Genomic DNA, 25,476 nt, shown 5'->3' with positions numbered 1-25,476 from the left:
TCAGAACTGGCCGAGGGCGAGGCCCCGGGAGAAGAAGCGTTGCGCGGCGAGGAAGAGGATGACGGTGGGGAGGGAGACCAGGAGTCCGCCGGCCAGGACGGTGGGCAGGGCGGCGCCGCCGTACGTGCTCTGCAGGCCGGTGAGGGCGGGCATGATCGGGCGGACCGATTCCGACTGACTCAAGGTCAGGCCGAGCAAGAGGTCGTTCCAGACGAACGTCGCCTGCAGGATGAAGATCGCGGCCAGCGCCGAGCCCGCCATCGGCAGGTAGATGCTGCGGAAGATCCGGAACAGTCCGCCGCCGTCGACCACCGCGGCCTCGAACACGCTCCGCGCGATCCCGGTGAAGAAGTTCCGCATCACGAACGCCGAGAACGGCACGGTGATCGCGGTGTAGACGATGATCATCCCGACCCGGGTGTCGTACAGGCCGGAGTCGGCGTACCCGGAGAACAGCGGCATCAGGATCATCTGCAGCGGGAAGATCGTGCCCCCGAAGATGAACACGAACCACAGGAATCCGCGCTTCAGCTTCAGTACGACGATCGCGTAGCCGGCGGCCGCACCGATCAGAACCGCGAGCACCGGCGCGATCACGCTGTACAGCGTGGTCGCCACCAGCGTGTCGCCCAGTGCCGCCTTGTTCCACGCGTCCGCGAAGTTCGTGAACAGCGAGAACCCGGCAGGCTTCCACACGGTCGCCGCGTCGTACCCGTCGACGGGCTTGGACGCGTTCACGATCAGCAGGTACACCGGCGCGAGCCAGATCAGCCCGAGTACGACGAGGAACGGAGTCTTAACCCTGCTCACGCGAATCTCCCAACTGGTAGCGGAGATAGAGGATCGACGCAGCAAAGGTGACCAGGCTCAGGAACAACGCGATCGCGGCGCCCTGGCCGTAGTCGTTCAGCACGAACGTCTCCTTGTACATCGACAACGCGAGCGTCTCCGACGACGTACCGGGACCGCCCTGCGTCATCACCCACACCACGTCGAACGTCTTCAGGCTGGCGACGATCGACAGGCCGATGACGACCGTGGTGATCGGCCGCAGCTGCGGCCACAGCTGGTGCAGGAACAGCCGGAAGCCCTCCGCGCCGTCCAGCCTGGCAGCCTCCAGCGGCTCGGCCGGGATGGACTGCAGCCCGACCACGAACAGCAGTGCGTTCACACCGGCCGCCTGCCAGGTGACGGCCACGATCATCATCAGCGTGTTGCCCGGACCGGCCTGCAGCCAGCCGGTGTGCGCACCGGGGAGGCCGAAGAACCCCAGCATCTGGCCGAGCGCGCCGTCCGGCTGCAGTACGAAGCCCCAGATGACACCCACGGCCACACCGGAGATCGCGTACGGCAGCAGGAACGGCAACCGCAGCCACGTGCCCCACTTGTGCCCATAGGTCAGTACGGCGATCAGCAACCCGAGCACCACCGGCAGAGTCACCATGCCGACGACCCACAGCAGCGTGTTGACCAGTGCACCCACCAGGTCCGGGTCGCTGAACATCGCCTTGTAGTTCGCGAGCCCGGACCAGATCGGTGAAGCCAGGCCGTCGTAGTCGGTGAAGCTGACGTACGTCGTCCAGAGGAACGGCAGGTACAGCAGCAGTGCGACCACGGCCACGGCCGGCAGGCCGAACAGTGGCGCGGCCCGGGCACCCGTCCGCGCCGACTGCTGTCCAGTCGTGCGGCGCTTGACGGGTGCCGGCCGCTCGATCGTCGAGGTCACTTCTGTTTGGCCCAGTACGCGTCCGCCTCGGCCTGGATCTTCTGCAGGCCCGGCATCGGATCGCCCGGCTTGGTGACGAACGCGCCGAACACCTCGAGCGCCTTGTTCGCCACCGGCACCGGTGTCGCCTCGAACCAGCGGTTGATCAGCCGGTAGCCGTCGCCGCCGACGTCCTTGTTCAGCGCCGCCAGCCCCGGGTCCTTGACCTCGGCCTTCGGGTTGAAGGACAGGTCGCCGCGGGCGTTCGCCCAGGCGGTCTGCGCCTGCGGCGTGACCCACCAGTCGGTCCACTTCTTCACCGTCGAGGCATGGTCACTTCCGGCGGCCGAGCAGACCGGACCGGTCTCGAAGATCATCGAGGTCTTGGGCAGTGACGGATTCACGTTCGGGATGAGGAAGAAGTCGTAGTCCGTGCCGGCCTTCATCTTCAGCGTGTTCAGGTTGCCACTGAACCAGGTGCCGAAGTTGATCATTCCCACGGCGCCGCTCTTCAGCTGCGCCTGCGGCTCGGTCTTCGATCCCGGGTCGCTGAAGTCGCCGGCCTCGATCATCTTCTTCCACTCGTTCATCACCTCGACCACACCCGGGTCGGTGTACTTCGCCTTGCCCGTGGCCAGGGCGTCGTACAGGTCCGGGTCCTTGCCGGCCAGCAGCGTCTCGAACCAGACGAAGCTGAACAGGATGTTGGTCTGGTAGAACGGCTTCACCCCGACGGCCTTGACCTTGTCGGCCACCGTCATCAGTTCCTGCCACGTCTTCGGCGTCTCGGTGATCCCGGCCTTCTTGAAGACGGACTTGTTGTAGTACATCACCCAGTAGCCCGCCAGCAGTGGGAGACAGTACTGCTTGTTGTCGAAGGTGAAGTACTGCTTCAGCTGCTCCGGGATGTTGCCGTCAGCAACTGCCTTGGTCCACTGGTCGGTGGTCTCGGCGACGAGCTTCTGGTCCACCAGATCCTGAAGCTCCTTGCCGGTGTGCCAGCTGAACAGGTCCGCCTTCTCCTTGGTCCGGAACGAGGACCGGATGAACGCGGTGTAGGTATTGGAGTCGGAGTAGCCGACAGGCTCCATCCCGACTCCGATGTCTTTCTTGCTGGCCGCGCCGACCTGGACGAAGGCGTCCTTCCAGCCGCCTTTGTCGTTGTAGAACTTCAGCGAGTCGACCGGCTTGTCCTCGCCCTTGGCGGCGCTCGAGCCGCCATTGCCCCCGCAGGCGGACAGCACGAGCGCGCCGGCCACCGCCAGAGCGGTCAGTGCTTTCCGATTGGTGATGCGTCGCATTGTGGTGCGTCCTCTCAGCTCTCAGGGGGTGCTGGGGTCTTGGGGCGGGTTGACACGTTCGTTGATGACGGCAAGAACTCCGTCGAGGTGTTCGCGAGTCAGCCGCTCGGCCAGCTCGGAGTCGCCGGCCACGACGGCCGCGTGGATGGCCCGGTGCTCGTCCAGATCGGTCTGCCGGTCGCCGTGGATGTGCAGGATCTCCAACTGCTCGCGGACGTTGACGACCGTCACGGACTCGACCACCTCGGCCAGCGTCGCGTTCCCGGACGCTTGCGCGAGCGAGCGGTGGAAGTCCATGTTGACCTCGGCCAACTGGGCGTGGTCGCCGGTCTCGATCAGCTCGGCCGCAGCGGCCAGGTCACGCTCCATCTGCTGCAGTGCGGCCTCTGTGCGCACCCGCGCGGCCGCTGCGGCGACCGGTGGCTCGATCAGCGCCCGCGCCTGCAGCAACTCGACCAGGCGGTCTGCTGACGGCGTCGGAGCCAGCGGGTTGGCCAAGACCAGTCGGCCGACGTGCGGACCGACGTACACGCCTGATCCGTGCCGGAGCTCGACGGCACCGGTGGCCTCCAGCCTGCGGAGCGCCTCCCGCACTGTCGGTACGGCGACCTTGAAGCGGTCGGCCAGCGATCGCACCGACTCGAACTGGTCACCGGACGACAGCTTGCGGTCGGCGATCAGCGCCAGCATCGACGCGGCCAGGTCGTCGAGAAGGCTACGGCGTACGACGCCACCCGATGAGCTCACTGTGCTCCCGCCGGGGTCAGCGTCACTCCGACGAACCGGGGCCGGTAGATGCTCACGTCGGCGTACAGGTCGGTGTTGGCGTCGAGGCTGTTGACGTTGTAGCTGACCAGGAGCGTGTCGCCGCGGCGCAGGTCCGGGTGGTCGTGGGAGTTGTACGTGATGATGTTGGCGTTCCCATAGCTCCCGGTGGCTCCGGTCTCCGGGGTCTGGTAGAGCTCGACCGGCTTCACGAACGGACCGGTCGGCGAGCAGGAGAAGTACCCGAGGACGCGCTTGCTGAACAGCTCGGTGGTGTCGTGGGTGACCAGCATATAGCCGTCGTGCCAGCGCGTCACACTGTGTTCGTTGGCAACGCCCTCCAGCACTCGGGCCGAGGCGGTCTCGTCCGCCGACCAGCCGGAGCCGGTCCAGTACTCCCATGGCTTCGCGGTCAGGTCATCGCCACGGACCCGAGCGACATGCTGGTACTTCGAGCTGCCCAGGTCCTCGACACCGTAGATGTAGGTGTAGCCGCGGTCGCTCAGCAGCCAGGCGGACCACTGCACATTGGCGGCCGACGGGAGCGGGGTGAGCGAGCGCAGCTTGAGCGTCTTGCTGTCGAACCGCGCGAGGTAGTTGCTGGCCCAGTGCCAGTCCCACTGACCCGGACCGGTCTTCTCGAACCGCAGTGCGGTGACGTCGAGGTACCGACCGGCGTGGCTGGTCGCTGCCGCGCCGACCCAGTACCAGCCGTTGGCGGGCGGTGGCAGGAGCGCCGTTGGGTTGGCCGGCGTACCGCCGGTGACCGTCTTCAGCGTCTTGCCCTGCTGGACCACGAACGAGTTGTTGATGAACGGCGTCGTGGTCGGACGGCCGCCATCCGGGTTGACGGGGCCGAGGAAAGTGTCCGAGAAGACCCAGGCGGTCCGGCCTCCGGGCAGCTGGACCGAGTAGGTGCTGTCCGCACCGGTCCAGCCCGTGCCGGTGTTGCTGTAGGCGTTCAGCAGCGACTCGGGCGCGGCGTGCGGCTCCGCGGTCGCCGACCAGTTGCTTCGCACCGCGCTGCAATCCGGTGTCCCGGAGGCAACCGCGGGCGAACTGATTGCTCCAGCGGTCAACGACACCACTCCGACCGCAGCTACCCACCGACGTCGAAACATGAAAATGATCAGATCACTTGGTCATTAGCGTGTCAAGACTCAGGGTTGGATCAGGGCGCATACGGGGGCTTGACGCTACCGGTGGGGTGGGAGGATCGACCGCATGAAGAACTTGGTCATCAGGCTGCTCGCCAACGCGGTCGCGCTGGCGATCGCCAGCTGGATCGTCGCCGGGATCACTCTGCAGGGTGCGACCACGGGCCGGCGGATCCTCACGCTGCTGATCGTCGCCGCGATCTTCGGTGTGGTGAACGCGATCGTGAAGCCCGTGGTGAAGCTACTGTCGCTCCCGTTCATCATCCTGACGCTGGGGCTGCTCACCTTCGTCATCAACGCGGTGATGCTGCTGCTCACCTCGTGGATCACCGGGAAGCTGGACGTGCAGTTCCACGTCGACGGCTTCTGGAACGCGCTGCTCGGCGCGTTCATCATCACCGTCGTCGGGGTGATCCTCAACGCCGTCCTCCCGGACAAGGCGGAGATCAAGTGACATGAGACGGGTCGAGATCGTGTGTACCGGGAACATCTGCCGGTCGCCGATCGGGGAGGTCGTGCTGCGGGCGAAGCTCGCGGAGGCCGGGATCGACGACGTACAGGTCACCAGCTCGGGCACGGGCGGGTGGCATGTCGGCGACCCGATGGACCCGCGGGCCGCGGCGGCGCTGCGCCGGCGCGGGTACGACGGCAGTGCGCATCGGGCCCGGGAGTTCCGGGCCGGGTGGTTCGCGGAGCGCGATCTCGTCCTCGCGATGGACTCGGGACACCTGTCCGCGCTGACCCGGCGAGGTCGTGCGGCCGTCCCGATCCAGTTGTTCGCGGACGTCGACGTACCCGATCCGTACTACGGCGACGACGACGGGTTCGACGACGTCCTCGCGCAGATCGAGAAGGCGGCCGACGCCTGGGTCGACCGCCTCCGGACCAGGGCCTGACCTACGGCTGGTCGATCTCCGACTTGAAGGCGACGAACCAGTCGACGCCCGGGTCGAACTTCTTGCCGCCGGCGATCCGCGGGAACTCGATCGCGCGCAGTTCGTCGCCGCGCTCCTCGTCGTGGCCGACCACACCGCTCTCGCCGCGCAGCGCCGCGTCGACGGCGTAGTCGGTGCACTCCTTGATCAGGGCCAGGTCGCGGTCGTTGGACGCGGCCGAACGGCTGAAGTAGCCGCTCTTCTGCACCATCGTCTTCTCGGCGCCGATCCGCTCGGCGAACTGCTTGGCGAACCAGGCACCCGGATTGATCGTGTCCAGCTTGACGTGACCAAACGGGTCCCGGCCGACCTCCTCGCCGCGGGCCTCCAGCTCGGCCACGATCGACTCCACGCCGGCGCCCTCGGACAGGAAGATGTTGACGCAGTCGTGCTCGTCCATCACCTTGCCGAGCCGCTCCGCCTCGGCGTCCAGGTCGATCGTCTCCTCCGGCACGTACACCGCGTGCACGTCCCAGCCGGCCGCGTCCAGGCCGATGCCCGGGTTCCACTCCTGCTGCTTCCACCAGTCGCGGTATTCCCGGGCCGTTGCCGCTGTCAACCAACCGCAGTTGCGGCCCATCACCTCGTGGACGATCAGCATCCGGGGATTCGAGCTGTGCTCGCCGATGATGTTGCGGGCGAACAGCGCACCCTGCTCGGCCGCGGTCCACGCACCCAGGCTCTGCCGGATCGGGATCACGTCGTTGTCGATCGTCTTCGGCAGGCCGACCACGGTCAGGTCGTAGTCGTGCTCGTGCAGGTACGCCGCCAGGTCCGCCGCGGTGGTGTTGGTGTCGTCACCGCCGATCGTGTGCAGTACGTCGACGCCGTCGGTGACGAGCCGCTCGGCCGCGACCTGGAGCGCGTTCTGGCCCTCGGCGATCAGGCCGCGCTTGACCAGGTCGGCGGTGTTCGTCAGCTTGACCCGGCTGTTCCCGATCGGGCTGCCGCCGAACTTGTGCAGCCGGGACGCCTTCTCCCGTACCTCCGGCGTCACCTCGACGTACCGGCCGCCGAGCAGGCCGTGGTACCCGTTCAGGTAGGCGATGATCTCGACGTCGGGCGCCACCTCGGTGTAGCGCTCGATCAGCCCGCCGACGGCGGACGACAGGCACGGCGCGAGCCCGCCGGCGGTGAGCAGGGCAACTCTGCGGACAGACTTGTCGGCAGCCATGGTCCAGGGTCCTTCCAGAGGTCGCTGAAGTCGCCAACAGCCTAGTGAGGCAGACCACTCTCAGCGGTGGTTGGGGTTCACTCCAGCGGCACCGAGCGGGGCGGCACCGGGGTGGAGACGACGAAGGAGCTGGTCGTCTGGCCGTGGACGAGGAACTTGTCGAGCACGTCCTCGAGACTGGCGATGGCGGCGACCTGGACGCGCATCAGGAAACAGTCCTCACCGGAGATGCGGTGGCACTCGACGACTTCCGGTGTTCGCGCGGCCAGCTCGATGACCCTCGGGATCTGACCGGGACCGGGACGCAGCCGCACCCAGGCCGCGACCGGCAGCCCGAGCGCGGCCGGGTCGACCTCGAGCCGGTAGCCGCGGATCACGCCGGATTCCTCCAGCCGGGTGACCCGCTCCCGCACGGTCGGCGCCGAGACTCCGAGCCGGCGCGCCAGTTCGGTGGTGCGCAGCCGCGGATCCGCTGTCAGCTCGGTCAGCAACCGAACATTCAGGGCGTCGAGCAGCGGCTTGTCAGTTTGAAGGGATTGCACGCCCTCTACGTTCGTTCCGGCAACCATGAGTTGGCTCCTTGGCTCGTTTCGCCATGGGAAACAGCTGATGCGATTTCTAGGGTAATCACGTGGCAACCATCGTGGAAGCACCGCCCCAGAAGGGGCTGGCGACCGGGGCAGCGGCCGTGACTGTCGTGCTCTGGGCCTCGTCGTTCGTCGCCATCCGGCATGTCGGCACCGAGTTCTCCGCCGGTGCCTTGGCCCTGATCCGCCTGGGCCTCGGCAGCGTCCTCCTCGGTGCGTTCCTGTTCCTCCGTCCCCGGCGGGAAGTCCCCGAACGCCGTTGGCCGGGCAAGCGCGACTGGCCGCAGTTGCTGGCCTGCGGCCTGCTCTGGTTCGGCGTCTACAACCTCGCGCTGAACGAGGCGGAACGCCGCCTCGACGCCGGCACCGCGGCCATGCTCGTCCACATCGCCCCGCTGCTGATCGCCCTGCTCGCCGGTCTCACCCTCGGCGAAGGCTTCCCCCGCCAGGTCATCATCGGCAGCCTGGTCGCGTTCGGCGGCATCGTGCTGATCGGTACGTCGACCTCCACCGGCCGAGCGGAAACCTGGGGCGTCGTCCTCTGCATCACCGCCGCCGCGTCGTACGCCATCGGCGTGGTGACGCAGAAGCCGCTGCTGAGCCGGCTCCCCGCGGCAGAGGTGACCTGGCTCGCCTGCACGATCGGCGCGGTCGTCTGCCTCCCGTTCGCTCCCACCCTGATCGACGAGCTCGGTTCCGCCAGCGCCGGGACGATCTGGTGGGCGGTGTATCTGGCTGTCTTCCCGACCGCGCTCGGCTTCACCACTTGGGCGTTCGCTCTCCGGCGGACGAGCGCAGGCAAGATGGGCGCCACGGTGTACGCCGTACCGGTCGTCGCCATCGCCCTTGGCTGGCTGTTCCTCGGTGAGGCTCCCGCTCTGCTCGCACTGGCCGGCGGTGCTTTGTGCCTCACTGGCGTCGCGATCTCACGTCGTACCCGGAGGATCCGATGAAGTTCGGCGTCTTCGTACCGCAGGGCTGGCGGATGGACCTGGTCGAGATCAAGGACCCGGTCGAGCAGTGGGAGGCCATGACGGCTGTCGCGCGCGCCGCCGACGCGGGGCCCTGGGACTCGATCTGGTTGTTCGACCACTTCCACACGGTCCCCGAGCCGGTCCGCGAGACCGTCTTCGAGGCCTGGACGGCGACGGCGGCTCTCGCCCGCGACACCGAGCGGGTGAACATCGGCCAGATGGTCGGCTGCAACGGCTACCGCAACCCCGCGCTCTACGCGAAGATCGCGGCCACCGTCGACGTCGCCAGCCACGGCCGCCTGTACGCCGGGATCGGCGCCGGGTGGTCGGAGCACGAGTGGAAGGCCTACGGGTACCCGTGGACCGGACTCAAGGACCGGATGGGTTCGTTCACCGAGGCTGTCGAGCTGATCCACCGGCTGTGGCACGAGGAGGACGTCGTCTTCCAGGGCAAGTACCACTCGGTCGACCGGCCGTACGTCGAGCCACGCCGGCAACCACCACTCTGGATCGGTGGCGGCGGTGAGAAGGTCACCCTCCGGCTGGTCGCCGAGTACGCCGACGCCTGCAACTTCGGCAGCGGCAAGCCCGAGCTGGTCGAGCAGAAGCTGGCCGTACTGCGCGCGCACTGCGACGAGCTCGGCCGGGACTACGACGCGATCGTGAAATCGACCAGTATCAACGTGTTCCCGATCGAGTCCGGCGCCGATCCGGCGGCCGCGACGGCGAAGGCCCGTGGCCGCTACAGCGTCCAGGAGTTCACCGAGATCGGCGCCGGTGGTGGTCCGCCGGACCTTCGCGCCGGAATCGTCACGACCAAGGAGCTCAGCGCGCACATCGAGCAGCTGGCCGAGGCCGGCGTCGAGTACGTCATCGTCTACATCCCGGGCGTCGCGTACGACCACGAGCCGCTGCAACGGTTCGCGGAGGAGGTCGTACCGGCGTTCAGCTGAGGGTGGCCGCCAGCTCGCGCAGGTGCTGGTGGATGCCGGTGTAGACGTCCGCGGCCGGCAGGAGGCGCTTCGGGACCTTGGTGACCACGCTGTAGTTCACGTCGACCACGTTGGCCAGCGGGACCTCGCTGATCTGGCTGAGCAACTGGTAGGCGTCCAGCTTGTCCAGCCCGTACAGCGAACCGAGCCAGTGCACCATGTCGACCTGGCCGGCTCGCCAGGCGTCCTCGAGTGGCCGGCTCGACCCGACCACGGCCAGGTACTCGTCGTTCTCGATCCGCGGCCAGACCGGTCCCGGCGTCTTCACCAGATCCACGATCAGTACGACGTTCATCGCGCCCTCGACCGCGGTCCCGCAGGACTCGCCCTCGCCTTGGCGGTAGTGCCCGTCGCCGACCGAGAAGAGTGCACCCTCGACGTTCACGTTGAGGTAACAGGTCGCACCGGCCCGCATCTCCGGCGTGTCCATGTTGCCGCCGAACATGTCCGGGACCAGCGAGGAGCGCGCCTCACCCGCGGCGGGCGCGACACCGACCGTGCCCAGCATCGGCTCCATCGGCAGCGCGAGCTCCAGGTCGCTGCCCTGCGCCTGGAACCCGACGGTCTGCTTGTCCGAGTCGACCTCGTAGATCCAGGTCCGCTCCGGCAGCGGGTCCTGCAACGTCGCCGTCCGGTCGGTGCTGGTCAGGCCGCCGAAGTACGGGATGGTCGCGGACACGCCCCAGGTCCGGGCCGGCGTCAGGTCGACGAAGTGCAGCACCAGGGTGTCCCCCGGCTCGGCGCCCTCGACGTAGAACGGGCCTGTCTGCGGGTTCACGAACGGCATCTTCAGCGAGGCGCTGGCCAGGTCCGTCGTGCTGCGCAGCGTGCCGCAGTACGCGTCCTCGGTCCACAACCGCAGGGCGGTGCCCGGCTTGATCCGGCGCACCGGCGGAACCCCGCCGAAGGTCCAGGCGAACTGCTCGGGCTCGGGGCTGAAGTCGAGGATGTCCACGAGTCAGCAACCTACGGCGTACGGCGGGATTGGGCGAGCGATCAGCGGGTTCTCAGGCGATTCTCACAGAGACGGCCTAATCTCGAAACGCGGACGGTCATTCCGGGCTGTCCGGACTCAGGCCGAGCGGGGAGCACGATGCGCGTACTGGTGGTGGACGACGACCGGGCCGTCCGGGACTCGCTGCGCCGTTCCCTGGAGTTCAACGACTTCGAGGTGGTGACGGCCTCCGACGGCGCCGAGGCGCTGGCCGTGATCGGCAACGTCGAACCCGACGTCGTGGTGATGGACGTGATGATGCCGCGCCTGGACGGCCTGGAGACCACGAAGGCCCTGCGGGCCGCGGGCAACAACATCCCGATCCTGGTGCTGACCGCCCGGGACGCGGTCGCGGACCGGGTCGACGGCCTCGACGCCGGCGGCGACGACTACCTGACGAAGCCGTTCGCACTCGAGGAGTTGCTGGCCCGGCTGCGCGCCCTGCTCCGCCGCAGCAGCACGCCCGGCGAGGGCGGCCAGCGCGGCGAGATCCTGCAGTACGCCGACCTCGTGGTCGACGTGGACGCGCACGAGGTGCACCGCGGCGACGTACCGATCCCCCTCACCCGGACCGAGTTCTCCCTGCTCGAGTTGCTGATCCGCAACCCGCGCCGAGTGCTCGAGCGCGCGGTGATCCTGGACGCGGTCTGGGGTTACGACTTCCCGACCACCGCCAACTCCCTCGAGGTCTACATCGGCTATCTGCGCCGTAAGACCGAGGTCAACAACCTGCCCCGGCTGATCCACACCGTCCGCGGTATCGGCTATGTGCTGAGAGACACCCCACCGTGAGCAAGCAACACCCCGACGACTTCCCCTCGTACGCCGGCCGTCCGCCGGGCGCCGCTCAGTCCGGTGCTGCGCCGCGTTCACCCCGGCCGCAGCCGTCCGGACCACTACCACAGCCCGCTCAGCCAGGTCAGCCTGTTGCCAACGGCAACGGCAACGGCAACCGGATGGTCGCGACCGCGGCCCGGACCCAGGACTGGTGGCAGGAGAAGGTCCACACCCTCAGCCTGCACGCCCGGGTCACCCTGCTGGCCGCGGTGGCGGTCGGTCTGGCCGTCGCGATCGTGAGCGTCGCGGCGTACATGACCGTGCGCCAGCAGATGTACCAGAACCTCGACGACAGCCTGACCAACCGGGTCGCCCAGGCCGCGCAGAAGGGCGTCCTGACCAACCTCGAGAATCTGCAGAACGTCTCCTCCGACGCGCTCGGCCTCAGCGACATCCGGGTCGGGATGATCGGAGCGGACGGCCAGAAGTTCGGGGCGGCGAACAGCCCGGTCCCGCCGATGGGCCCGGACGAGGTCGCGGTCGCCCAGGCGCAGGGAAACGAGGCGAGTCTGCGGACCGTCGGCGTCCGCAACGGCGGCTCGCACTTCCGCGTGGTCGCCGTACCCGCGCACTACTGTCCGTTGCGCGCCGACTGCCAGGTCAATCCCGAGCTCTACCAGCCGGCCGCGCTGGTGGTGGCCCAGTCGCTGGCGCCGATCGACCGGACGCTGCACAACCTCGGTGTGGTGCTGTGGGCATTCGGCCTGATCGGGGTGATCGGTGCGGCGCTGGCCGGCAACGCGATCGCGCGGTCCGGGCTCCGGCCACTGGCCCGGCTGACCGGTGCGGCGGAGCATGTGGCGCAGACCGAGGATCTGAAGCCGATCCCGGTGTCCGGGTCGGACGAGATCTCCCGCTTGGCCCAGGCCTTCAACGCGATGCTCGCGGCTTTGGCCCGATCACAGGATCGGCAGCGGCGGCTGGTCGGCGACGCCGGGCACGAACTGCGGACGCCGCTCACCAGCATCCGGACCAACCTCGATCTGCTGGCCCAGGCCGACCAGCGTGGTGGCCTCCGGCCCGAGGACCGGCAGCAACTGCTGGACGACGTACGCGCACAGATGGACGAGCTGACCACCTTGATCGGCGACCTCACCGAACTGGCCCGCGACACACCGCAGGTCCGCAACGCCGAGCTGATCGAGCTGTCCAACGTGGTCGAGGACGCCGTCATCAAGGTACGGCGCCGTGCACCGGGGCTGGAGTGGGACGTCCAGCTCACACCGTTCCCGGTGTGGGGTGACGAACGACTGCTCGGACGCGCGGTGACCAACCTGCTCGACAACGCGGCGAAGTACAGCCTCCCCGAGGACGGCACCCAGCGCAGCGATGGGCAACCGTCCGGCCTCGTCACGGTCCGGCTGCTGGACGGCGTACTGACTGTGACGGACTCCGGCTCGGGGATCGCCGAGGCGGACCTGCCGCACGTGTTCGAGCGGTTCTACCGGTCCAGTGAGGCGCGCAGCAGGCCCGGTTCGGGGCTGGGGCTGGCGATCGTGAAGCACGCGGCCGAGCAGCACGGCGGGATGATCTACGCCCGCAACCTCCCGGGCGCTGGTGCGCAGTTCACGCTGTGGCTGCCGCACGCGGCCACGCAGACTCGCTGACAGCGCCTTGACTGATCCTTCAGGGGATCTTCATGGAGTTCTTCGGCTGCTTTGACGGGATCTTCAGGGCCTTCTCAGGTCCAGCCCGCACAGTACTTCTCATGACCGAGAACCAGCCGCACCAGCCGCACCAGCCGCAGAACCAGCCCGGCCAGAACCCGCAGCAGCAAGGGCCGGACCGGACGCAGCAGTTGCCGCTGTCTGGTTACGGACAGCACCAGCAGCAGCAGTACGCGCCGCTCGGTGGTCAGCAGCGACCGGGTCAGCACCCTTCAGGTGGGAGTGCCTACCCGCAGTTCGGAGCGCCGGGGACGCATCAGGGGACGCCTCCCGGCTCGAACTGGCCGCCTTTCGGCCCGCAGCCGGCACACCAGCCGCAGCCTGCCAAGCCGAAGCGGCGTGGCCTGGCGGCGGTGGCGCTGACCGCGCTTCTGGTCGGCGCCGCGGGCGGCGTGGGTGGTGCGGCTGTGTACTCGGCGACCAATGACTCCAGCGCGACTCCGTCGGTGACGGCGCCGCTGAACGGCAACCAGGCGGCTCCCGCCGCCGCACCGGACGGTTCGGTGCAGAGCGCCGCCGCGAAGGTGCTGCCGAGCGTGGTGAAGATCGCCGTCGCGTCCCAGCAGGGCGCGGCGACCGGGTCCGGCATCGTGATCAGCAAGGACGGCCTGATCGTCACCAACAACCACGTGGTCGCCGGCGGCGGCGCCGGTGCGCAGATCACCGTGATGCTGAACGACGGGCGCACTGTACCGGCCACGATCAAGGGCACCGACCCGCTGACCGACCTGGCCGTGATCCACGCCGACGCGACCGACCTCACCCCGGCAACTCTGGGTCAGAGCGGCAAGCTCGGCGTCGGGCAGGGCGTGGTGGCGATCGGTTCGCCGTTCGGCCTCGAGGCGACCGTGACGAGCGGGATCGTCTCGGCGCTGAACCGCCCGGTCACCTCCGGCGACGAGCAGCAGGACAGTACGACGGTCTTCCCAGCAATCCAGACGGACGCCGCGATCAATCCCGGAAACTCCGGCGGCGCCCTCATCGACCTCGCCGGCCAGGTGGTCGGAATCAACAGCGCGATCAAAACCGCCGGTGGATCGGGACAATCCGAAGGCGGCAACATCGGCCTGGGCTTCGCTATCCCGATCGACCAGGCCAAGCCGATCATCGACGAGCTGGTGGCCAAGGGCAAGGCCACGCATGCACGGCTCGGAGTGACGGTCGGCGACGCGCAGTCTTCCGACGGGCTCTCTTCAGGGGCACGCCTCGGCGAGGCAACGTCCGGCGGTGCGGCGGACAAGGCCGGTCTGCAAGCGGGTGATGTGGTCACCGCTGTGGACGGTAAGGCGATCTCGTCAGGGGACGCGCTGGTCGCCGCGGTCCGCTCGCACCGCCCGGGCGATGAGGTGAAGATCGACTTCACCCGCAACGGAAAGGCCCAGTCGGTGACCGCCACCCTCGGGTCCGACAACGGCAACCCGACCGGCTGACACCACGGCATTCCTCCCTGGTTGGGACTGCGGCCGCCCACCGAGCGGCCGCAGTCCCTTTTTTGCTGTCAGCACACAGCTTCCAGGTAGTTCTCGAGTCGGGTCTGCAGGAGTTGCGGGGTCAGGTCGGTGCGGCCGAGTCCGCGCCACGGTTCGGCGACCTTCTGCGCGTCGGGCGCGTAGGCGAACGCGTCCAGCAGGAACCAGTACTGGCGGTCCGGCGAGAGCGCCCGCCCGCTTGCCTTCTCGTAGAGGTCGGCGAAGCGCAGTCCGGTCTCAGCCCCGTGCAGCAAGGCCAGTGCGGTTACCTCGGGCACGCGCACGCTGTCCGGTGTGGTCCAGGCTTGGTACTCCCGTGGCTGGTCCTCCTGCGCCAGCTGGAGCCGAGCAGCTGCGTCATCAACAACGACGGGTGCTCACAGTGCCGGCCCTTCGGATCCACCCGCCGCCGACTCGACCCACTCCTGCGTCGTCATGTCCACAGCCCCCGACCCTAGGTCGGCTGGGGAGCAGCAAAATGCGGTGCGGTGGCCGGGGGTGCACGCTAGCGTCCGGCCATGACTCTTTCGCGGGAACGGCCGCCCCTTGTTGCTGATGAGCGCACATTGTTGATCGGGTGGCTGGATCTGCAGCGGGCCCTGGTGCGGTGGAAGCTGGACGGGCTGGCGGAGGCGGACGAGCATCGGGTGGTGTTTCCGGAGTCGCCGTTGATGACGCCGGCGGGGCTGGTGTCGCACATGCGATGGACCGAGCACTGCTGGTTCAATGTCATCTTTCTGGGTGAGCCGGAGGCAGACAACCCGCAGTTCCAGAAGGAGCCGGAGAACGCCGACATGCGGGTGGACGGCGTACCGCTGGCTCAGTTGCTGGACGAGTTCGAGGCGCAGTGCGCGCAATCGAACGAGATCGTGGCGGCGCACTCACTCGACGAGATCGGGAAGGATTCGCAGTACCAGCCCACGCTCCGGTGGATGCTGCTCCACATGCTCGAGGAGACGGCCCGCCACGTCGGCCATCTCGACACCATGCGCGAGCTGCTCGACGGCCAGAAGGGGTATTACTAGAGCTTGTGAGTATGGAGATCCGGCGGGCCGACGATCGCTTCCAGACCGCGAGTGAGTGGCTGGACTCGCGGCACTCGTTCTCGTTCGGGCCGCACTACGACCCGGCGAACGTCGGGTTCGGGTTCCTGCTCGCACACAACGACGAGACGGTTGCCCCCGGCACCGGTTTCGACACGCACCCGCACCAGGACCTCGAGATCGTCACCTGGGTACTGCGCGGTGCTCTGGCGCACCAGGATTCGCAGGGACACAGCGGTCTGGTCTACCCGGGTCTCGCGCAGCGGATGAGCGCCGGGTCAGGCATCCGGCACTCCGAACGCAACGACGGCGCCGAGCCGGTCCACTACGTGCAGATGTGGGTCCGCCCGGACGAGCTCGACCTGCCGCCGTCGTACCAGCAGAGCGAGATCGATCTGACGAGCGGCGAACTGGTCCCGATCGCCTCCGGTCTGCCGAAACACGCTGCCAGCGCCGCGATCCGCATCAACCAGCGCTCCGCCGGAATGTCCGTCGCCCGGCTGGCTCCGGGTGCCACGGTTGCCCTGCCATCCGCGCCGTACGTCCATCTCTTCGTCGCTCAGGGCACGGCAAGCCTGGAAGGCGCCGGTGACCTGGGTACCTCGGACGCCGCACGGCTGACCGCCTCCGACGGACCCCGTATCACCGCCGGCCCAGCCGGCGCACAGCTCCTACTCTGGGAAATGCACTAGCCCCACCCCCGCCACCCACCTGCCCCAAAGCGCGGCCTTGAACATCATCCGGGCACCTCGAACACATCACAACCTGTCCCAATCCCCCACGTACTGTCCAAACCCTCCATGCCCGCCTCTCGTGCGCAGCGGGCAAGGGGTGGGTTGCCGCGTGTCTGCGGTACGGCGGGACGGTCCGCTAGGTTGTCTGCTCGCTCATTGTCCAGACGTGGCGTAGGGACTGGCCGGCGACGCCTTCTGGGTTCTGGGCGAAGCCTGCGACGAACTGGCTCATGTGTTGCTGCCAGCGCTGGTCGACCGGGTCGTCGCGCAGTTGTGCAGTGGCGGCCTCGAAGTCGTCGCACTCGACCAGGTGGAACAGATCGCTGCCGCTGCGCCAGATGGACCAGTCGGCGATCCCGGCGGCGTGCATCACGGTGATCAGTTCCGGCCAGACGCGAGCGTGCTCGAGCTCGTAGGCCTCTTCGGTGCCGGGAATCAGCCGGCTGTGCAGAGCAAGGCGGGTCACAAAGGAGCAGAATACGCCGGTGGTGACCCTGCGTTCACGGCGTTCCACGATTGCGGTAGACCTCCGGCGCGGTGATTCACGCTGCGTCTCGGTCCTGATTCGTCCTGGCGATCCACGGCCGGTCCGGCGCGGACGAACGGCGTACCGGGGCCAACTGAAGGGGGGCCACGGGCGTCGTACTTGCAGGGGTTGAGTACTTTCGCCCTCGTGGCTGTGAGCCACACGCCGAAGACTGTTCCAGGTGTCCATCCGTCGTCGTGCGAGAGTTGGAAACGTGAAGCGAACCGCTGCCATCGTCTGCTTGAGTAGTCTGCTGATCACCGCTGGTTGTTCCGACAGCAAATCAGGAGCAGGTGGGAAGCCGGACCCGAACGACGAGAAGCAGGCGTCCGCCGAGGTGGTGAAGCAGTTCGCCGACGCCTGGGTGCAGGCGTGGGCGCCGGACGGGAAGCCGGACGCGGCGGCGGCGTTCACCGACAACCCGACGGTCTTCGGCAAGCGGCTCGACGACGTGGACAGCGCGCTGATCGCGAACACGGTGAAGGTGACGCCGCAGGGCGACCCGAAGTGCACCGACGGCACCAACTGCACGCAGGACCTGGCGGTCGAGGCCGAACTGCGCGGCATCGGCACGATGAAGTGGACCAGTACGGCGACCGCCGTGAAGACCGGCGACGCGTGGAAGATCAAGGCCTCCGGCGACACCATCTACCCGGGGCTCGGCGACGCGAACTACCTCAAGCGGGTCCGGGCGCTCCCCGCGCGCGCCTCGATCCTGGACCGCAACGGCGCCGCGCTGACGGCGAACCGTCCGGTCGTCATTGTCGGCGTGGCGTCGGGCACCGTGGCGACGCCGGCGACGTACGCCGCGTTCACGAAGAACCTCGATGTGGACGGCGCGAAGCTGGCCGCGCGGGCCAAGGCGGCGCCGGCCGGGCAGTTCGTCGAAGCGATCACGATCCGGTCCGAGGAGTGGAACCGGCTGCGGCCGATCATGGGCAAGCTGCCCGGCGTACTGACGATGGGCGGGACGCAGTCACTGGCGGCGACGCCGACGTTCGCGCGGTCGATCATCGGCACCATGCGGACCGCGACCGAGGACACGCTGAAGAACGCCGGCCCGAGCGCGTCGGCCAGTGACCAGGTGGGGACGACGGGCCTGCAGTACGCGTTCCAGCAGCAGCTCGCCGGTACGCCGGGTGGCACGGTCACGCTGCGGGACGGCAAGACCAAGCTGACGATCAAGACGGTCTTCAGCCAGCAGGGCACGGTCGGCAAGCCGGTGAAGACCTCGCTGGACACGAAGATGCAGCAGGCGGCCGAGGCCGCGCTGGCGACGAGCAAGCTGCCGGCGTCGCTGGTCGCCGTCCAGGCCTCGACCGGTCAGATCCTGGCGGCGGCGAACGGACCCACGCCGGCCAGCTACAACCGCGCTTTCCAGGGCCAGTACGCGCCCGGGTCGACGTTCAAGATCGTCACGTCGGCGGCGTTGCTGGGCAGCGGCGAGACCGCGGCGACCACGCTGCCGTGCACGAACACGATCAACGTGTTCGGCAAGTCGTTCAAGAACTACGACGGGCTGGCGGCGTACGGCGCGGGCACGATGCAGAAGGCGTTCAACGAGTCGTGCAACACGGCGTTCATCTCGCAGCACGCGCGGCTGCCGAAGGACGGCATGACGAAGGCCGCGGCGATGTTCGGCATCGGACGTGAACTCGACCTGTCGCTCTCGGCGTACGGCGGTTCGGTGCCGGCGCCGAAGGACGACACCGCCGAGGCGGCCTCGATGATCGGTCAGGGCACGGTCACCGCGAGCCCGCTGGCGGTCGCGCTGATCGGTGCGGCGGTCGACCACGGGACCGCGATGAAGCCGGTCCTGGTACCGGGCAAGGACGCCGCCGGGGCAGCCGCCTCTCCGTTGCCTGCGGCAACCGTTGCGGCGTTGCGAACCTTCATGCGGACCACGGTCACCAACGGCACCGCGCATCTGCTGTCGGGTAACGGTGCGGTGGCCGCGAAGACCGGTACCGCTGAGGTCGTCCAGAAGGGCAAGGTCGTCACCAACGGCTGGATGGTCGGCTATCGCGGCGACGTAGCCTTCGCCGTCATCGTCGAAGGCGGCGCCTCCGGCGGCAAGGCAGCCGGACCCATAGTCCAAAACTTCCTCAGCCACACGAAGTGAGCTATGACCACCCGGCTCTTCTGACTGAGGTGTGAGTGGTTTGGGTGTGGCTGAAGTGCCGCACACCGTTTCCTGTCGAGGTTTGTGAGCTGTCCAGGGACAAGGGGCCTACGACTCGATGCCCACAGGAGAGTGTGCAGATCGACAGGTAGTGCGCCCGCGATACACCGTACACAGAGCGCACGCACGCTCAACTGCACTACCCTCCGACCGGATACCTCCTGTCCAACTGCGGCGCACGCACCGCCGCAGGAGTGTCGGCGGGGCCGATTAGCGTCTGGGCATGGACGAGACGCAGCGGACTCGGGATGTCGTGGGGCGGTACTTCGCGACGATGGCGGGGCGGGAGTGGGACGCGTTCGGGGAACTGCTGAGTGCGGAGGTGGTTTACGAGCTGCCGCAGACTCGGGAACGGATTGTGGGGCGGGCGAAGTACCTGCGGTTCAACCGGGAGTATCCGGGCGACTGGACCGCCATCGTGACGCGATTGATCGTGGACGGGACCAGCGCGGCCGGATCGATGAACTTCACCGTGGGTGACGAGGAGATGGTCGGGCTGGTGTACCTCGAGCTCGACGACGGGCTGATCACCCGGATCACGGATTTCTGGCCCGAGTCGTACGACCCGCCTGCCGGGCGGGAACACCTTGTGGAGCGGGTTGTATCGGCGACCGATCGAATCTCCTGAGAGTTGTGCTCCGAAGACCCTGAGAGTTCCCTGAAAGCCCGGCGTTCCGGCGATTTCGTCACTTAGGGTTGCTGGATGGAGAGCCTGACCTGTCCCAAGTGCCGAGGCGCGATGCGCACCTACGAACGCAGCGGCGTCACCGTCGACCAGTGCGGCGAGTGTCGCGGGATCTTCCTCGACCGGGGTGAACTGGAGCGGCTGGTGGATGCCGAGCTCGAGTACAACAGCCCGCAGCCGCGCCACGAGGAGAAGCGGCACGACGACCGCCGCTACGACAATGACCGGCGGTACGACGACGACCGCCGCTACGACAAGGATCGCAAGTACGACCCGCGCTACGGGAACCAGCAGTACCCGCGCAAGAAGAAGAAGTCCTTCCTGGAAGAACTCTTCGACTGAAGTAGTCAGCGGCGGAGGGCGATGACGGTGCCTTGGGCGAGCGCGCACAGGGTGACGTCGCCCGACTCGTCGACGGTCGACAGCCGGCAGGTACAGGTGGCCTGCCGGCTGCCGGCGTGCGCGACCGTCGCCTCGGCTCGCAGTACGGCGCCTTGGGCCGGACGGAGGTAGCTGATCGTGAACCCACCGGTCAGCACCTCCGGGCCCAGCGCCGTACCGCCGGCGAAGGTGATCGCGTTGTCGGCCGCATAACCGAGGACTCCCCCGTGCAGGAAGCCGTTCTGCTGCCGAAGTTCGTCCCGGATGTCCAGCTCGAGGGTCGCGGCACCGTCGCCGAAGGCGGTCAGCCGCGCGCCGAGCAGCACGCTGAACGGTTGCGCGGCGAGCACCTTCTCGGCCAGTTCGAACGTCAGCTCCATGCCGACAGGCTAACCAGCCGGTGGCTGCGGACATCCGACCATCATGCCGTCAGCGAAAGGCAGTCAAGACCTGGGCCAGGGATTCAGTTGTGGTCGTAAGGGTGGACAGGCTGAAAGAGTAATTACGGACAACACCCGGACCGCGGCTGAGGGCTAGTGGCGGCGGCCGTGGAGGGCCGGCTCGCGCTCCTCTTCGGTCGTGCCGCCCCAGACGCCGTACGCTTCGCCGACGATGAGGGCATGTTCGCGGCACTCACGCCGTACCGGGCAGGTCCTGCAGAGCGCCTTGGCGAGCACCTCGCGGGCGTGTTTGCGCAGGCCGCGTTCGGACTCCGCGGCGAAGAACAGCTCCGGGTCGACCTCGGCGCAGGCGGCTTGGTCCTGCCAGGCCCAGTTCTCGAGCAGCGGGGACGGTAGGCCCTCCGGGGCCCTGGCCACCGCTCCGGCGGGCGGTTTGCGCCGTCTCATGACGGGCTCCTCGGCTGCGCTGTCATGGTGTGACACCTCGGCATCGGTCGGTCAGCCGCGGCTGGATCCACAACCGCGGGCATTTGTCCTGGTACCCGTCCGCAAACCCTCGGGGCTATCGTCAGCACGTGACCACGCCTCCGGTGACCCTTCGCCCGATGACCGAGACCGAGTTCCAGCAGTGGAAGGACCGCAACGCCGAGTCGTTCGCCGCCGGCATCGGACCGGCCCGTGGCCTGGACCCCGCGGAGGCGCTCGAGTTCGCGCATCGCGAGACGGACAAGCTCCTCCCCGACGGTCGCGCCAGCGAGAACACCCTGATCTGGATGGCCTGTGACGGTGACCAGGTGATAGGCAGCCTGTGGATCAGCACCAAACCGAGGATCCCGTTCATCTACGGCATCGAGGTGGACTCCGGCTACCGCGGCAAGGGCTACGGCCGGGCGATCATGCTGGCCGGCGAGGAGGAGTGCCGGCGGCTCGGGCACACCCAGCTGGACCTCAACGTGTTCGGCAACAACACCACAGCGATCAGCCTCTACAACTCGCTCGGCTACACCGTCACCTCGCAGCAGATGCGCAAGGAACTCTGACGTGGGGCCGCGATGACCTGGTGGGTCCTGCATGTGGACATGGATCAGTTCATCGCCGCTGTGGAGATCCGGCGGCGGCCCGAGCTGCGCGGTCTGCCGGTGGTCGTCGGCGGGTCTGGGGATCCGACCCAACCGCGGCAGGTTGTCGCCACCGCGTCGTACGAGGCTCGTGAGTACGGCGTGCATTCGGGGATGCCGGTGCGGGCGGCGTACAAGAAGTGCCCGCAGGCAGTGTTCCTGCCGTCCGATCCGGCCGCTTACGAGGCGGCGTCGACCGAGGTGATGGACGCGCTGCGGTCGTTCCCGGTCGTGGTCGAGGTGTGGGGCTGGGACGAATGCTTCGTCGGCGCGGAGACCGACGACCCCGAGCAGCTCGCGGCCGACCTCCGCGCAGCCGTCGCGGAACGGACCACGCTGACCTGCTCGGTCGGCATCGGCGACAACAAGACCCGCGCGAAGCTGGCGACCACGTTCGCGAAGCAGGCGCGGTCGCATGCGACGCCGTTCGAGGACGCCAGTACGGCGGATGGCGCGGTGCAGCACCGTGAGGTCGACGGCGTCTACCGGCTGACCGGCGCGAACTGGCGTGAGGTGATGGACCACCGGGCCGTGCGTGAACTGTGGGGTATCGGCAGCCGGATGGAACGGAACCTCAACGAGCTCGGCATCGTCACTGTTGCCGACCTGGCCGCCGCGGACGTCGACGTACTGCGGAAGCGGTTCGGCCCGAACATGGGCGCCTGGTACGCCGCCCTGGGCCGCGGACTCGGAGACACCCAGGTGACCGACGTACCGCGCGAACCGGTGTCGCGCAGTCGCGAGGAGACGTTCGCCGAGGATCTGGTCGAACGCGCCGAGGTGGAGGAGCAGTTGCGCCGGATCGCGGTCGAGGTGACGCGGGACGTGGTCGCCGAGGGCCGCAGCATCCAGCGGATCTGGGTCAAGGTCCGCTTCATCAGCTTCTACACCCCGATCAAGAGCCGCAAGCTCCCGGAGATCACCCAGGACCCCGAGGTCATCGCCGCCACCGCCCTCGCCCTGCTGGAGAAGTTCGAACTCCGCCGCCCCATCCGCCTCCTCGGCGTCCGCCTCGAGTTCGCCCCCCTCAGGACAGCTTGTAGGTCCGGGTAGCCGTGGTGCTGAAGACCGCTTCGCGCTCCGCGGGACCCAGCCTGGCTGTCAGAGTCTCCGCTGTGTCGACCACCTGGGCGTACGTCGCGGCCAGCAGGCAGACGGGCCAGTCGGAACCGAACATCACACGGTCGGGGCCGAAGGCATCCAGTACGACGTCGGCGTACGGCTGGAGGTCGGCCGGCTTCCAATCGGTCCACGATGCCTCGGTGACCATCCCGGAGAGCTTGCAGGTGACGTTCGGCAGCGCTGCCAGCTCACGCAGCTGACTTGCCCACGGCTCCAGGGGCTCACCGATCACGGGCTTGGAGATGTGGTCGACGACGAAGGTCAACTGGGGGCACGCGCGAGCGGTCGAGATGGCGGCCGGGAGGTGTGGAGTCTTGGTCAGGAGGTCGTAGACCAGACCGGCGTCGGCGACTGCGGCGAGGCCGCGCCGGACCTCGGGCCGGAGAAGCCAGTCGACATCAGGCTCGTCGTGGACCTGGTGGCGGATTCCCTTCAAATACAGGCCATCCGGCCGGGCCAACAGCCCGGACAACGCCGTCGCCACGTCATCGGCCGTGAGATCCACCCACCCGACCACCCCCGCGACCAGCTCGTTGCTCTCAGCAACCTCCAGGAATTCGACCGTCTCCTCCACCAACCCGGCGGTCTGCACCAGAACCGTCGCCGTGACATCTGCGGCCGCGGCCAACGGCGCCAGATCCTCGACGGCGAAGTTGCGCCGGATCGGGTCCAGCTCCGGGCCGGCCATCCAGCTCTGCTCACGGACGGTCAGATCCCAGACGTGGTGATGGGCATCGACTCTGCTCATGCCACTCTCCGATCGTCGATCGCGTCGCGGTCCCAGTCGATACCCAACCCGGGCGCGTCGGGCGCGACCGCGTGTCCGTCCACCACAGCCATCTCGGACCGCGTGATCGCCCGCAGTTGCGGGATGTGCTCGACGTACCGTCCGTTCGGCACGGCGGCCGTCAGACTCACGTGCAGTTCCATCAGGAAGTGCGGGCAGATCTCGAGGTTGAACGCCTCGGCCAGGTGCGCGACCTTGAGCCACGGCGTGATCCCGCCGATCCGGGCCACGTCGGCCTGAACGATCCCGGCGCCACCAGCGGCGACGTACTCGCGGAACTGCGAGATCGAGTACAGCGACTCGCCGACCGCGATCGGGATCGAGGTCGACTCCGCGAGCCGGACGTGGCCGGTCACGTCGTCGGCCGGCAGCGGCTCCTCGAACCACGCCAGGTCTACGGCCTCGAACGCGGCGGCCCGTCGCTTGGCCTCGGCGTACGTCATCGACTGGTTCGCGTCGACCATGATGTCCAGCGCGGGACCGACCGCGTCCCGGACCGCCCGGAGCCGGTCGAGATCCTCGTGGACCCGGGGCTTGCCGACCTTGAGCTTGACGCCCGGCCAGCCCGCCTGCTGCGACGCCAGTGCGCCCGCGACGAGCTCATCGGTTGTCAGGTGCAACCAACCGCCCTCGGTGTCGTACAGCGGGACCTGCTGCCGGAACCCGCCTGCCAGCCGCCACAACGGCTCACCGGCGCGCAGGCACCGCAGATCCCACAGCGCGGTGTCCACCGAGGCCAGGGCCAGCGAGGTGATCGCTCCGACTGTCGTGGCGTGCGTGGACCAGAACAGGTCCGACCACAACCCCTCGACATTGCGCGCGTCGGCACCCACCAGTCGCGGCAGCAGGTGATCTCGCAGCAGCGCCAGTACGGCGGTGCCGCCCGTGCCGATCGTGTAGGAGTACCCGAGTCCCACCGCTCCGTCCGAGGTCTCCAGTTCGACGAAGACCGTCTCCTGCTTCAGGAAGGACTGCACGGCGTCGGTCCGGACCGTCTCGACCTCCAGGTCCACCAGGAACGCCTCGGCCCGGGTTACCGTCGTACCGGCCGGCAGCCCGACTGATGCGATCCGGCGGGACAGAGTGGTCATGGGCGGCTCCAGATCCTATAGGATATTGCCAACCTGATGCTGCCGCCTCACACTGGACGCGTCAAGACTTGTCCAGGTAACGATGCGGGTCGGGCAGAATTGGCCTCGATCCACGATCGAGGCTCGGGCTTCGGGAGGAGCGACGGTGACGGATGCGCATGTGGGTCTGGCGGGGCAGCTCTCGCGCCTGCCCCAGCGACAGGTGTTGAGCGACGACGTCTACGAGACGGTCAAGGGCTTGATCATGGACAGCGTGGTGCAGCCGGGCACCCGGCTGAACATCGACGCACTGACCCGCGAACTGGGCATCTCCCAGACCCCGATCCGGGAGTCGCTGGCGCGGCTGGAGTCCGATGGATTGGTGATCAAGGAGCCGCTGCGCGGTTACCGGGTGTCGTCCCGGCTGACCCGGGACGAGTTCGACGACCTGTTCGAGTACCGGCTGCACATCGAGCCGTGGGCGGCCGGGCGCGCCGCCCAGCGGGCCGGCACCGAGGACCTGGCCCGGCTCAAGGCCGAGATGCTGAGCTACACCGACGTACCGGACCGCCCGGCGTACGAGAGCTACCGGGCGATGGCGGCGCACGACCAGCGCTTCCACGACCTGGTGCTGGAGCTGTCCGGCAACGAGACCGCCCGGCTGTCCTTTGCGCGGACACACTGCCACCTGCACCTGTTCCGGCTGTACTACGGTGGCGGCATCGCGACAAAGGCGTTGCGGGAGCACAAGACTGTCGTGACCGCCGTCCGCAAGGGCGACCCGGAGGAGGCGGCCGCGACGATGCGGGCGCATATCGAGGCCTCCCGGGCCCGGTTGCGGCCGATCTTCGACCAGGAATGACTCACCCA

At 68.1% G+C, this 25,476-nt stretch carries 29 protein-coding genes; 15 read left to right on the top strand and 14 right to left on the bottom strand.

Translation table 11 applies throughout. From position 1 onward, the window contains the following. Genes OG817_RS38915 through OG817_RS38895 form a run of 5 tightly spaced genes read right to left on the bottom strand, consistent with a single transcriptional unit; the run spans position 1 to position 4,790 of the window. Positions 1-810, bottom strand: coding sequence for a carbohydrate ABC transporter permease (locus tag OG817_RS38915; protein WP_396397048.1), 810 nt, complete (start codon positions 808-810; stop codon positions 1-3). Continuing rightward, on the bottom strand, positions 797-1,726 hold the full coding sequence (locus OG817_RS38910; RefSeq protein ID WP_396397049.1) for a carbohydrate ABC transporter permease: 930 nt from the start codon (positions 1,724-1,726) through the stop codon (positions 797-799). The genes OG817_RS38915 and OG817_RS38910 overlap by 14 nt, the downstream gene beginning before the upstream one ends. Then, entirely contained in the window at positions 1,723-3,006 is a 1,284-nt protein-coding gene (locus tag OG817_RS38905) for an ABC transporter substrate-binding protein (RefSeq protein WP_396397050.1), read from the bottom strand. Before OG817_RS38905 ends, OG817_RS38910 begins: the two co-directional genes overlap by 4 nt. A 21-nt stretch (positions 3,007-3,027) precedes the next feature. Continuing rightward, positions 3,028-3,753, bottom strand: a complete 726-nt coding sequence (locus OG817_RS38900; protein ID WP_406049956.1) for a FadR/GntR family transcriptional regulator — start codon at positions 3,751-3,753, stop codon at positions 3,028-3,030. Continuing rightward, complete coding sequence (locus OG817_RS38895) at positions 3,750-4,790, bottom strand: DUF4185 domain-containing protein (RefSeq protein ID WP_406049955.1); 1,041 nt, start codon at positions 4,788-4,790, stop codon at positions 3,750-3,752. Before OG817_RS38895 ends, OG817_RS38900 begins: the two co-directional genes overlap by 4 nt. A 205-nt stretch (positions 4,791-4,995) precedes the next feature. Here OG817_RS38895 and OG817_RS38890 point away from each other — a divergent pair, with 205 nt between their 5' ends. After that, positions 4,996-5,382, top strand: coding sequence for a phage holin family protein (locus OG817_RS38890; protein ID WP_360453966.1), 387 nt, complete (start codon positions 4,996-4,998; stop codon positions 5,380-5,382). 1 nt (position 5,383) lies between these two features. After that, entirely contained in the window at positions 5,384-5,824 is a 441-nt protein-coding gene (locus OG817_RS38885; RefSeq protein ID WP_396397054.1) for a low molecular weight protein-tyrosine-phosphatase, read from the top strand. Position 5,825: 1 nt separating this feature from the next. Here the strand turns inward: OG817_RS38885 and OG817_RS38880 are convergent, their stop codons facing one another. Further along, positions 5,826-7,037, bottom strand: a complete 1,212-nt coding sequence (locus OG817_RS38880) for a pyrophosphate--fructose-6-phosphate 1-phosphotransferase (protein WP_406049954.1) — start codon at positions 7,035-7,037, stop codon at positions 5,826-5,828. A 77-nt stretch (positions 7,038-7,114) separates the two neighbouring features. Further along, positions 7,115-7,579, bottom strand: coding sequence for an Lrp/AsnC family transcriptional regulator (locus OG817_RS38875; protein ID WP_406049952.1), 465 nt, complete (start codon positions 7,577-7,579; stop codon positions 7,115-7,117). Positions 7,580-7,668: 89 nt separating this feature from the next. Here OG817_RS38875 and OG817_RS38870 point away from each other — a divergent pair, with 89 nt between their 5' ends. After that, on the top strand, positions 7,669-8,577 hold the full coding sequence (locus tag OG817_RS38870) for a DMT family transporter (protein WP_406049951.1): 909 nt from the start codon (positions 7,669-7,671) through the stop codon (positions 8,575-8,577). After that, complete coding sequence (locus OG817_RS38865; RefSeq protein ID WP_406049950.1) at positions 8,574-9,551, top strand: LLM class F420-dependent oxidoreductase; 978 nt, start codon at positions 8,574-8,576, stop codon at positions 9,549-9,551. Before OG817_RS38870 ends, OG817_RS38865 begins: the two co-directional genes overlap by 4 nt. On the opposite strand, the gene OG817_RS38860 is transcribed toward OG817_RS38865, so the two are convergent. Continuing rightward, complete coding sequence (locus tag OG817_RS38860) at positions 9,544-10,545, bottom strand: acetamidase/formamidase family protein (protein ID WP_396397060.1); 1,002 nt, start codon at positions 10,543-10,545, stop codon at positions 9,544-9,546. The two genes, OG817_RS38865 and OG817_RS38860, sit on opposite strands and share 8 nt — an antisense overlap. Positions 10,546-10,683: 138 nt before the next feature. Between OG817_RS38860 and OG817_RS38855 the strand changes: the two genes are divergently transcribed. The 3 genes from OG817_RS38855 (at position 10,684) to OG817_RS38845 (ending at position 14,518) form a co-directional block, all read left to right on the top strand. Beyond that, positions 10,684-11,376 carry a response regulator transcription factor gene (locus OG817_RS38855; protein ID WP_406049948.1) on the top strand — a complete coding sequence of 231 codons (693 nt, stop codon included), beginning with the start codon at positions 10,684-10,686 and terminating at the stop codon, positions 11,374-11,376. Further along, positions 11,373-13,028, top strand: coding sequence for a sensor histidine kinase (locus tag OG817_RS38850; protein WP_406049947.1), 1,656 nt, complete (start codon positions 11,373-11,375; stop codon positions 13,026-13,028). The genes OG817_RS38855 and OG817_RS38850 overlap by 4 nt, the downstream gene beginning before the upstream one ends. A gap of 101 nt (positions 13,029-13,129) precedes the next feature. After that, positions 13,130-14,518 carry a S1C family serine protease gene (locus tag OG817_RS38845; RefSeq protein ID WP_406049945.1) on the top strand — a complete coding sequence of 463 codons (1,389 nt, stop codon included), beginning with the start codon at positions 13,130-13,132 and terminating at the stop codon, positions 14,516-14,518. 68 nt (positions 14,519-14,586) lie between these two features. Here the strand turns inward: OG817_RS38845 and OG817_RS38840 are convergent, their stop codons facing one another. Beyond that, the gene (locus OG817_RS38840; protein ID WP_406049943.1) at positions 14,587-14,835 is read right to left on the bottom strand and encodes a hypothetical protein; all 249 of its coding nucleotides are present in this window, start codon (positions 14,833-14,835) and stop codon (positions 14,587-14,589) included. A 240-nt stretch (positions 14,836-15,075) separates the two neighbouring features. Here OG817_RS38840 and OG817_RS38835 point away from each other — a divergent pair, with 240 nt between their 5' ends. Both OG817_RS38835 and OG817_RS38830 read left to right on the top strand, forming a co-directional pair. Then, positions 15,076-15,582: a DinB family protein gene (locus tag OG817_RS38835; protein ID WP_406049941.1), complete on the top strand. Its 507-nt coding sequence runs from the start codon at positions 15,076-15,078 to the stop codon at positions 15,580-15,582. 11 nt (positions 15,583-15,593) lie between these two features. Next, complete coding sequence (locus OG817_RS38830; RefSeq protein WP_406049940.1) at positions 15,594-16,292, top strand: pirin family protein; 699 nt, start codon at positions 15,594-15,596, stop codon at positions 16,290-16,292. Positions 16,293-16,470: 178 nt separating this feature from the next. Here the strand turns inward: OG817_RS38830 and OG817_RS38825 are convergent, their stop codons facing one another. Then, positions 16,471-16,800, bottom strand: a complete 330-nt coding sequence (locus tag OG817_RS38825; RefSeq protein ID WP_360454002.1) for an L-rhamnose mutarotase — start codon at positions 16,798-16,800, stop codon at positions 16,471-16,473. A 301-nt stretch (positions 16,801-17,101) separates the two neighbouring features. Here OG817_RS38825 and OG817_RS38820 point away from each other — a divergent pair, with 301 nt between their 5' ends. The 3 genes from OG817_RS38820 to OG817_RS38810 all read left to right on the top strand — a co-directional run bounded on the left by OG817_RS38820 (position 17,102) and on the right by OG817_RS38810 (position 20,069). Further along, positions 17,102-18,982 (top strand): penicillin-binding transpeptidase domain-containing protein, encoded by a 1,881-nt coding sequence (locus OG817_RS38820; RefSeq protein ID WP_406049938.1) that lies wholly within the window; start codon positions 17,102-17,104, stop codon positions 18,980-18,982. Between the two features lie 283 nt (positions 18,983-19,265). Then, the gene (locus OG817_RS38815; protein WP_406049937.1) at positions 19,266-19,670 is read left to right on the top strand and encodes a nuclear transport factor 2 family protein; all 405 of its coding nucleotides are present in this window, start codon (positions 19,266-19,268) and stop codon (positions 19,668-19,670) included. Positions 19,671-19,745: 75 nt separating this feature from the next. Next, a complete protein-coding gene (locus tag OG817_RS38810) occupies positions 19,746-20,069 on the top strand; it encodes a zf-TFIIB domain-containing protein (protein WP_406049936.1) in 324 nt (107 codons plus the stop codon). A gap of 5 nt (positions 20,070-20,074) precedes the next feature. On the opposite strand, the gene OG817_RS38805 is transcribed toward OG817_RS38810, so the two are convergent. Then, positions 20,075-20,488 (bottom strand): PaaI family thioesterase, encoded by a 414-nt coding sequence (locus OG817_RS38805; protein ID WP_406049935.1) that lies wholly within the window; start codon positions 20,486-20,488, stop codon positions 20,075-20,077. A 153-nt stretch (positions 20,489-20,641) separates the two neighbouring features. Further along, the gene (locus OG817_RS38800) at positions 20,642-20,956 is read right to left on the bottom strand and encodes a WhiB family transcriptional regulator (RefSeq protein ID WP_360454023.1); all 315 of its coding nucleotides are present in this window, start codon (positions 20,954-20,956) and stop codon (positions 20,642-20,644) included. 158 nt (positions 20,957-21,114) lie between these two features. On the opposite strand from OG817_RS38800, the gene OG817_RS38795 reads away from it, so the two are divergent. Together OG817_RS38795 and OG817_RS38790 are read left to right on the top strand one after the other, a co-directional pair. Further along, the gene (locus OG817_RS38795) at positions 21,115-21,549 is read left to right on the top strand and encodes a GNAT family N-acetyltransferase (RefSeq protein ID WP_406049934.1); all 435 of its coding nucleotides are present in this window, start codon (positions 21,115-21,117) and stop codon (positions 21,547-21,549) included. Between the two features lie 12 nt (positions 21,550-21,561). Further along, positions 21,562-22,680, top strand: coding sequence for a DNA polymerase IV (locus tag OG817_RS38790; RefSeq protein WP_406049933.1), 1,119 nt, complete (start codon positions 21,562-21,564; stop codon positions 22,678-22,680). Here the strand turns inward: OG817_RS38790 and OG817_RS38785 are convergent. Both OG817_RS38785 and OG817_RS38780 read right to left on the bottom strand, forming a co-directional pair. Further along, positions 22,655-23,497, bottom strand: coding sequence for an amidohydrolase family protein (locus OG817_RS38785; protein WP_406049932.1), 843 nt, complete (start codon positions 23,495-23,497; stop codon positions 22,655-22,657). The genes OG817_RS38790 and OG817_RS38785 overlap by 26 nt on opposite strands. After that, the gene (locus tag OG817_RS38780) at positions 23,494-24,627 is read right to left on the bottom strand and encodes a mandelate racemase/muconate lactonizing enzyme family protein (protein WP_406049931.1); all 1,134 of its coding nucleotides are present in this window, start codon (positions 24,625-24,627) and stop codon (positions 23,494-23,496) included. Before OG817_RS38780 ends, OG817_RS38785 begins: the two co-directional genes overlap by 4 nt. 145 nt (positions 24,628-24,772) lie before the next feature. Between OG817_RS38780 and OG817_RS38775 the strand changes: the two genes are divergently transcribed. After that, positions 24,773-25,468 carry a GntR family transcriptional regulator gene (locus OG817_RS38775; protein WP_406049930.1) on the top strand — a complete coding sequence of 232 codons (696 nt, stop codon included), beginning with the start codon at positions 24,773-24,775 and terminating at the stop codon, positions 25,466-25,468. Positions 25,469-25,476: the final 8 nt, after the last annotated feature.

It is taken from the genome of Kribbella sp. NBC_00889 (assembly GCF_045207705.1).
Classification (GTDB): Bacteria; Actinomycetota; Actinomycetes; order Propionibacteriales; family Kribbellaceae; genus Kribbella.
Note: the sequence above shows the minus strand (reverse complement) of the source record. Positions and strands in the feature narration are given on the sequence as shown.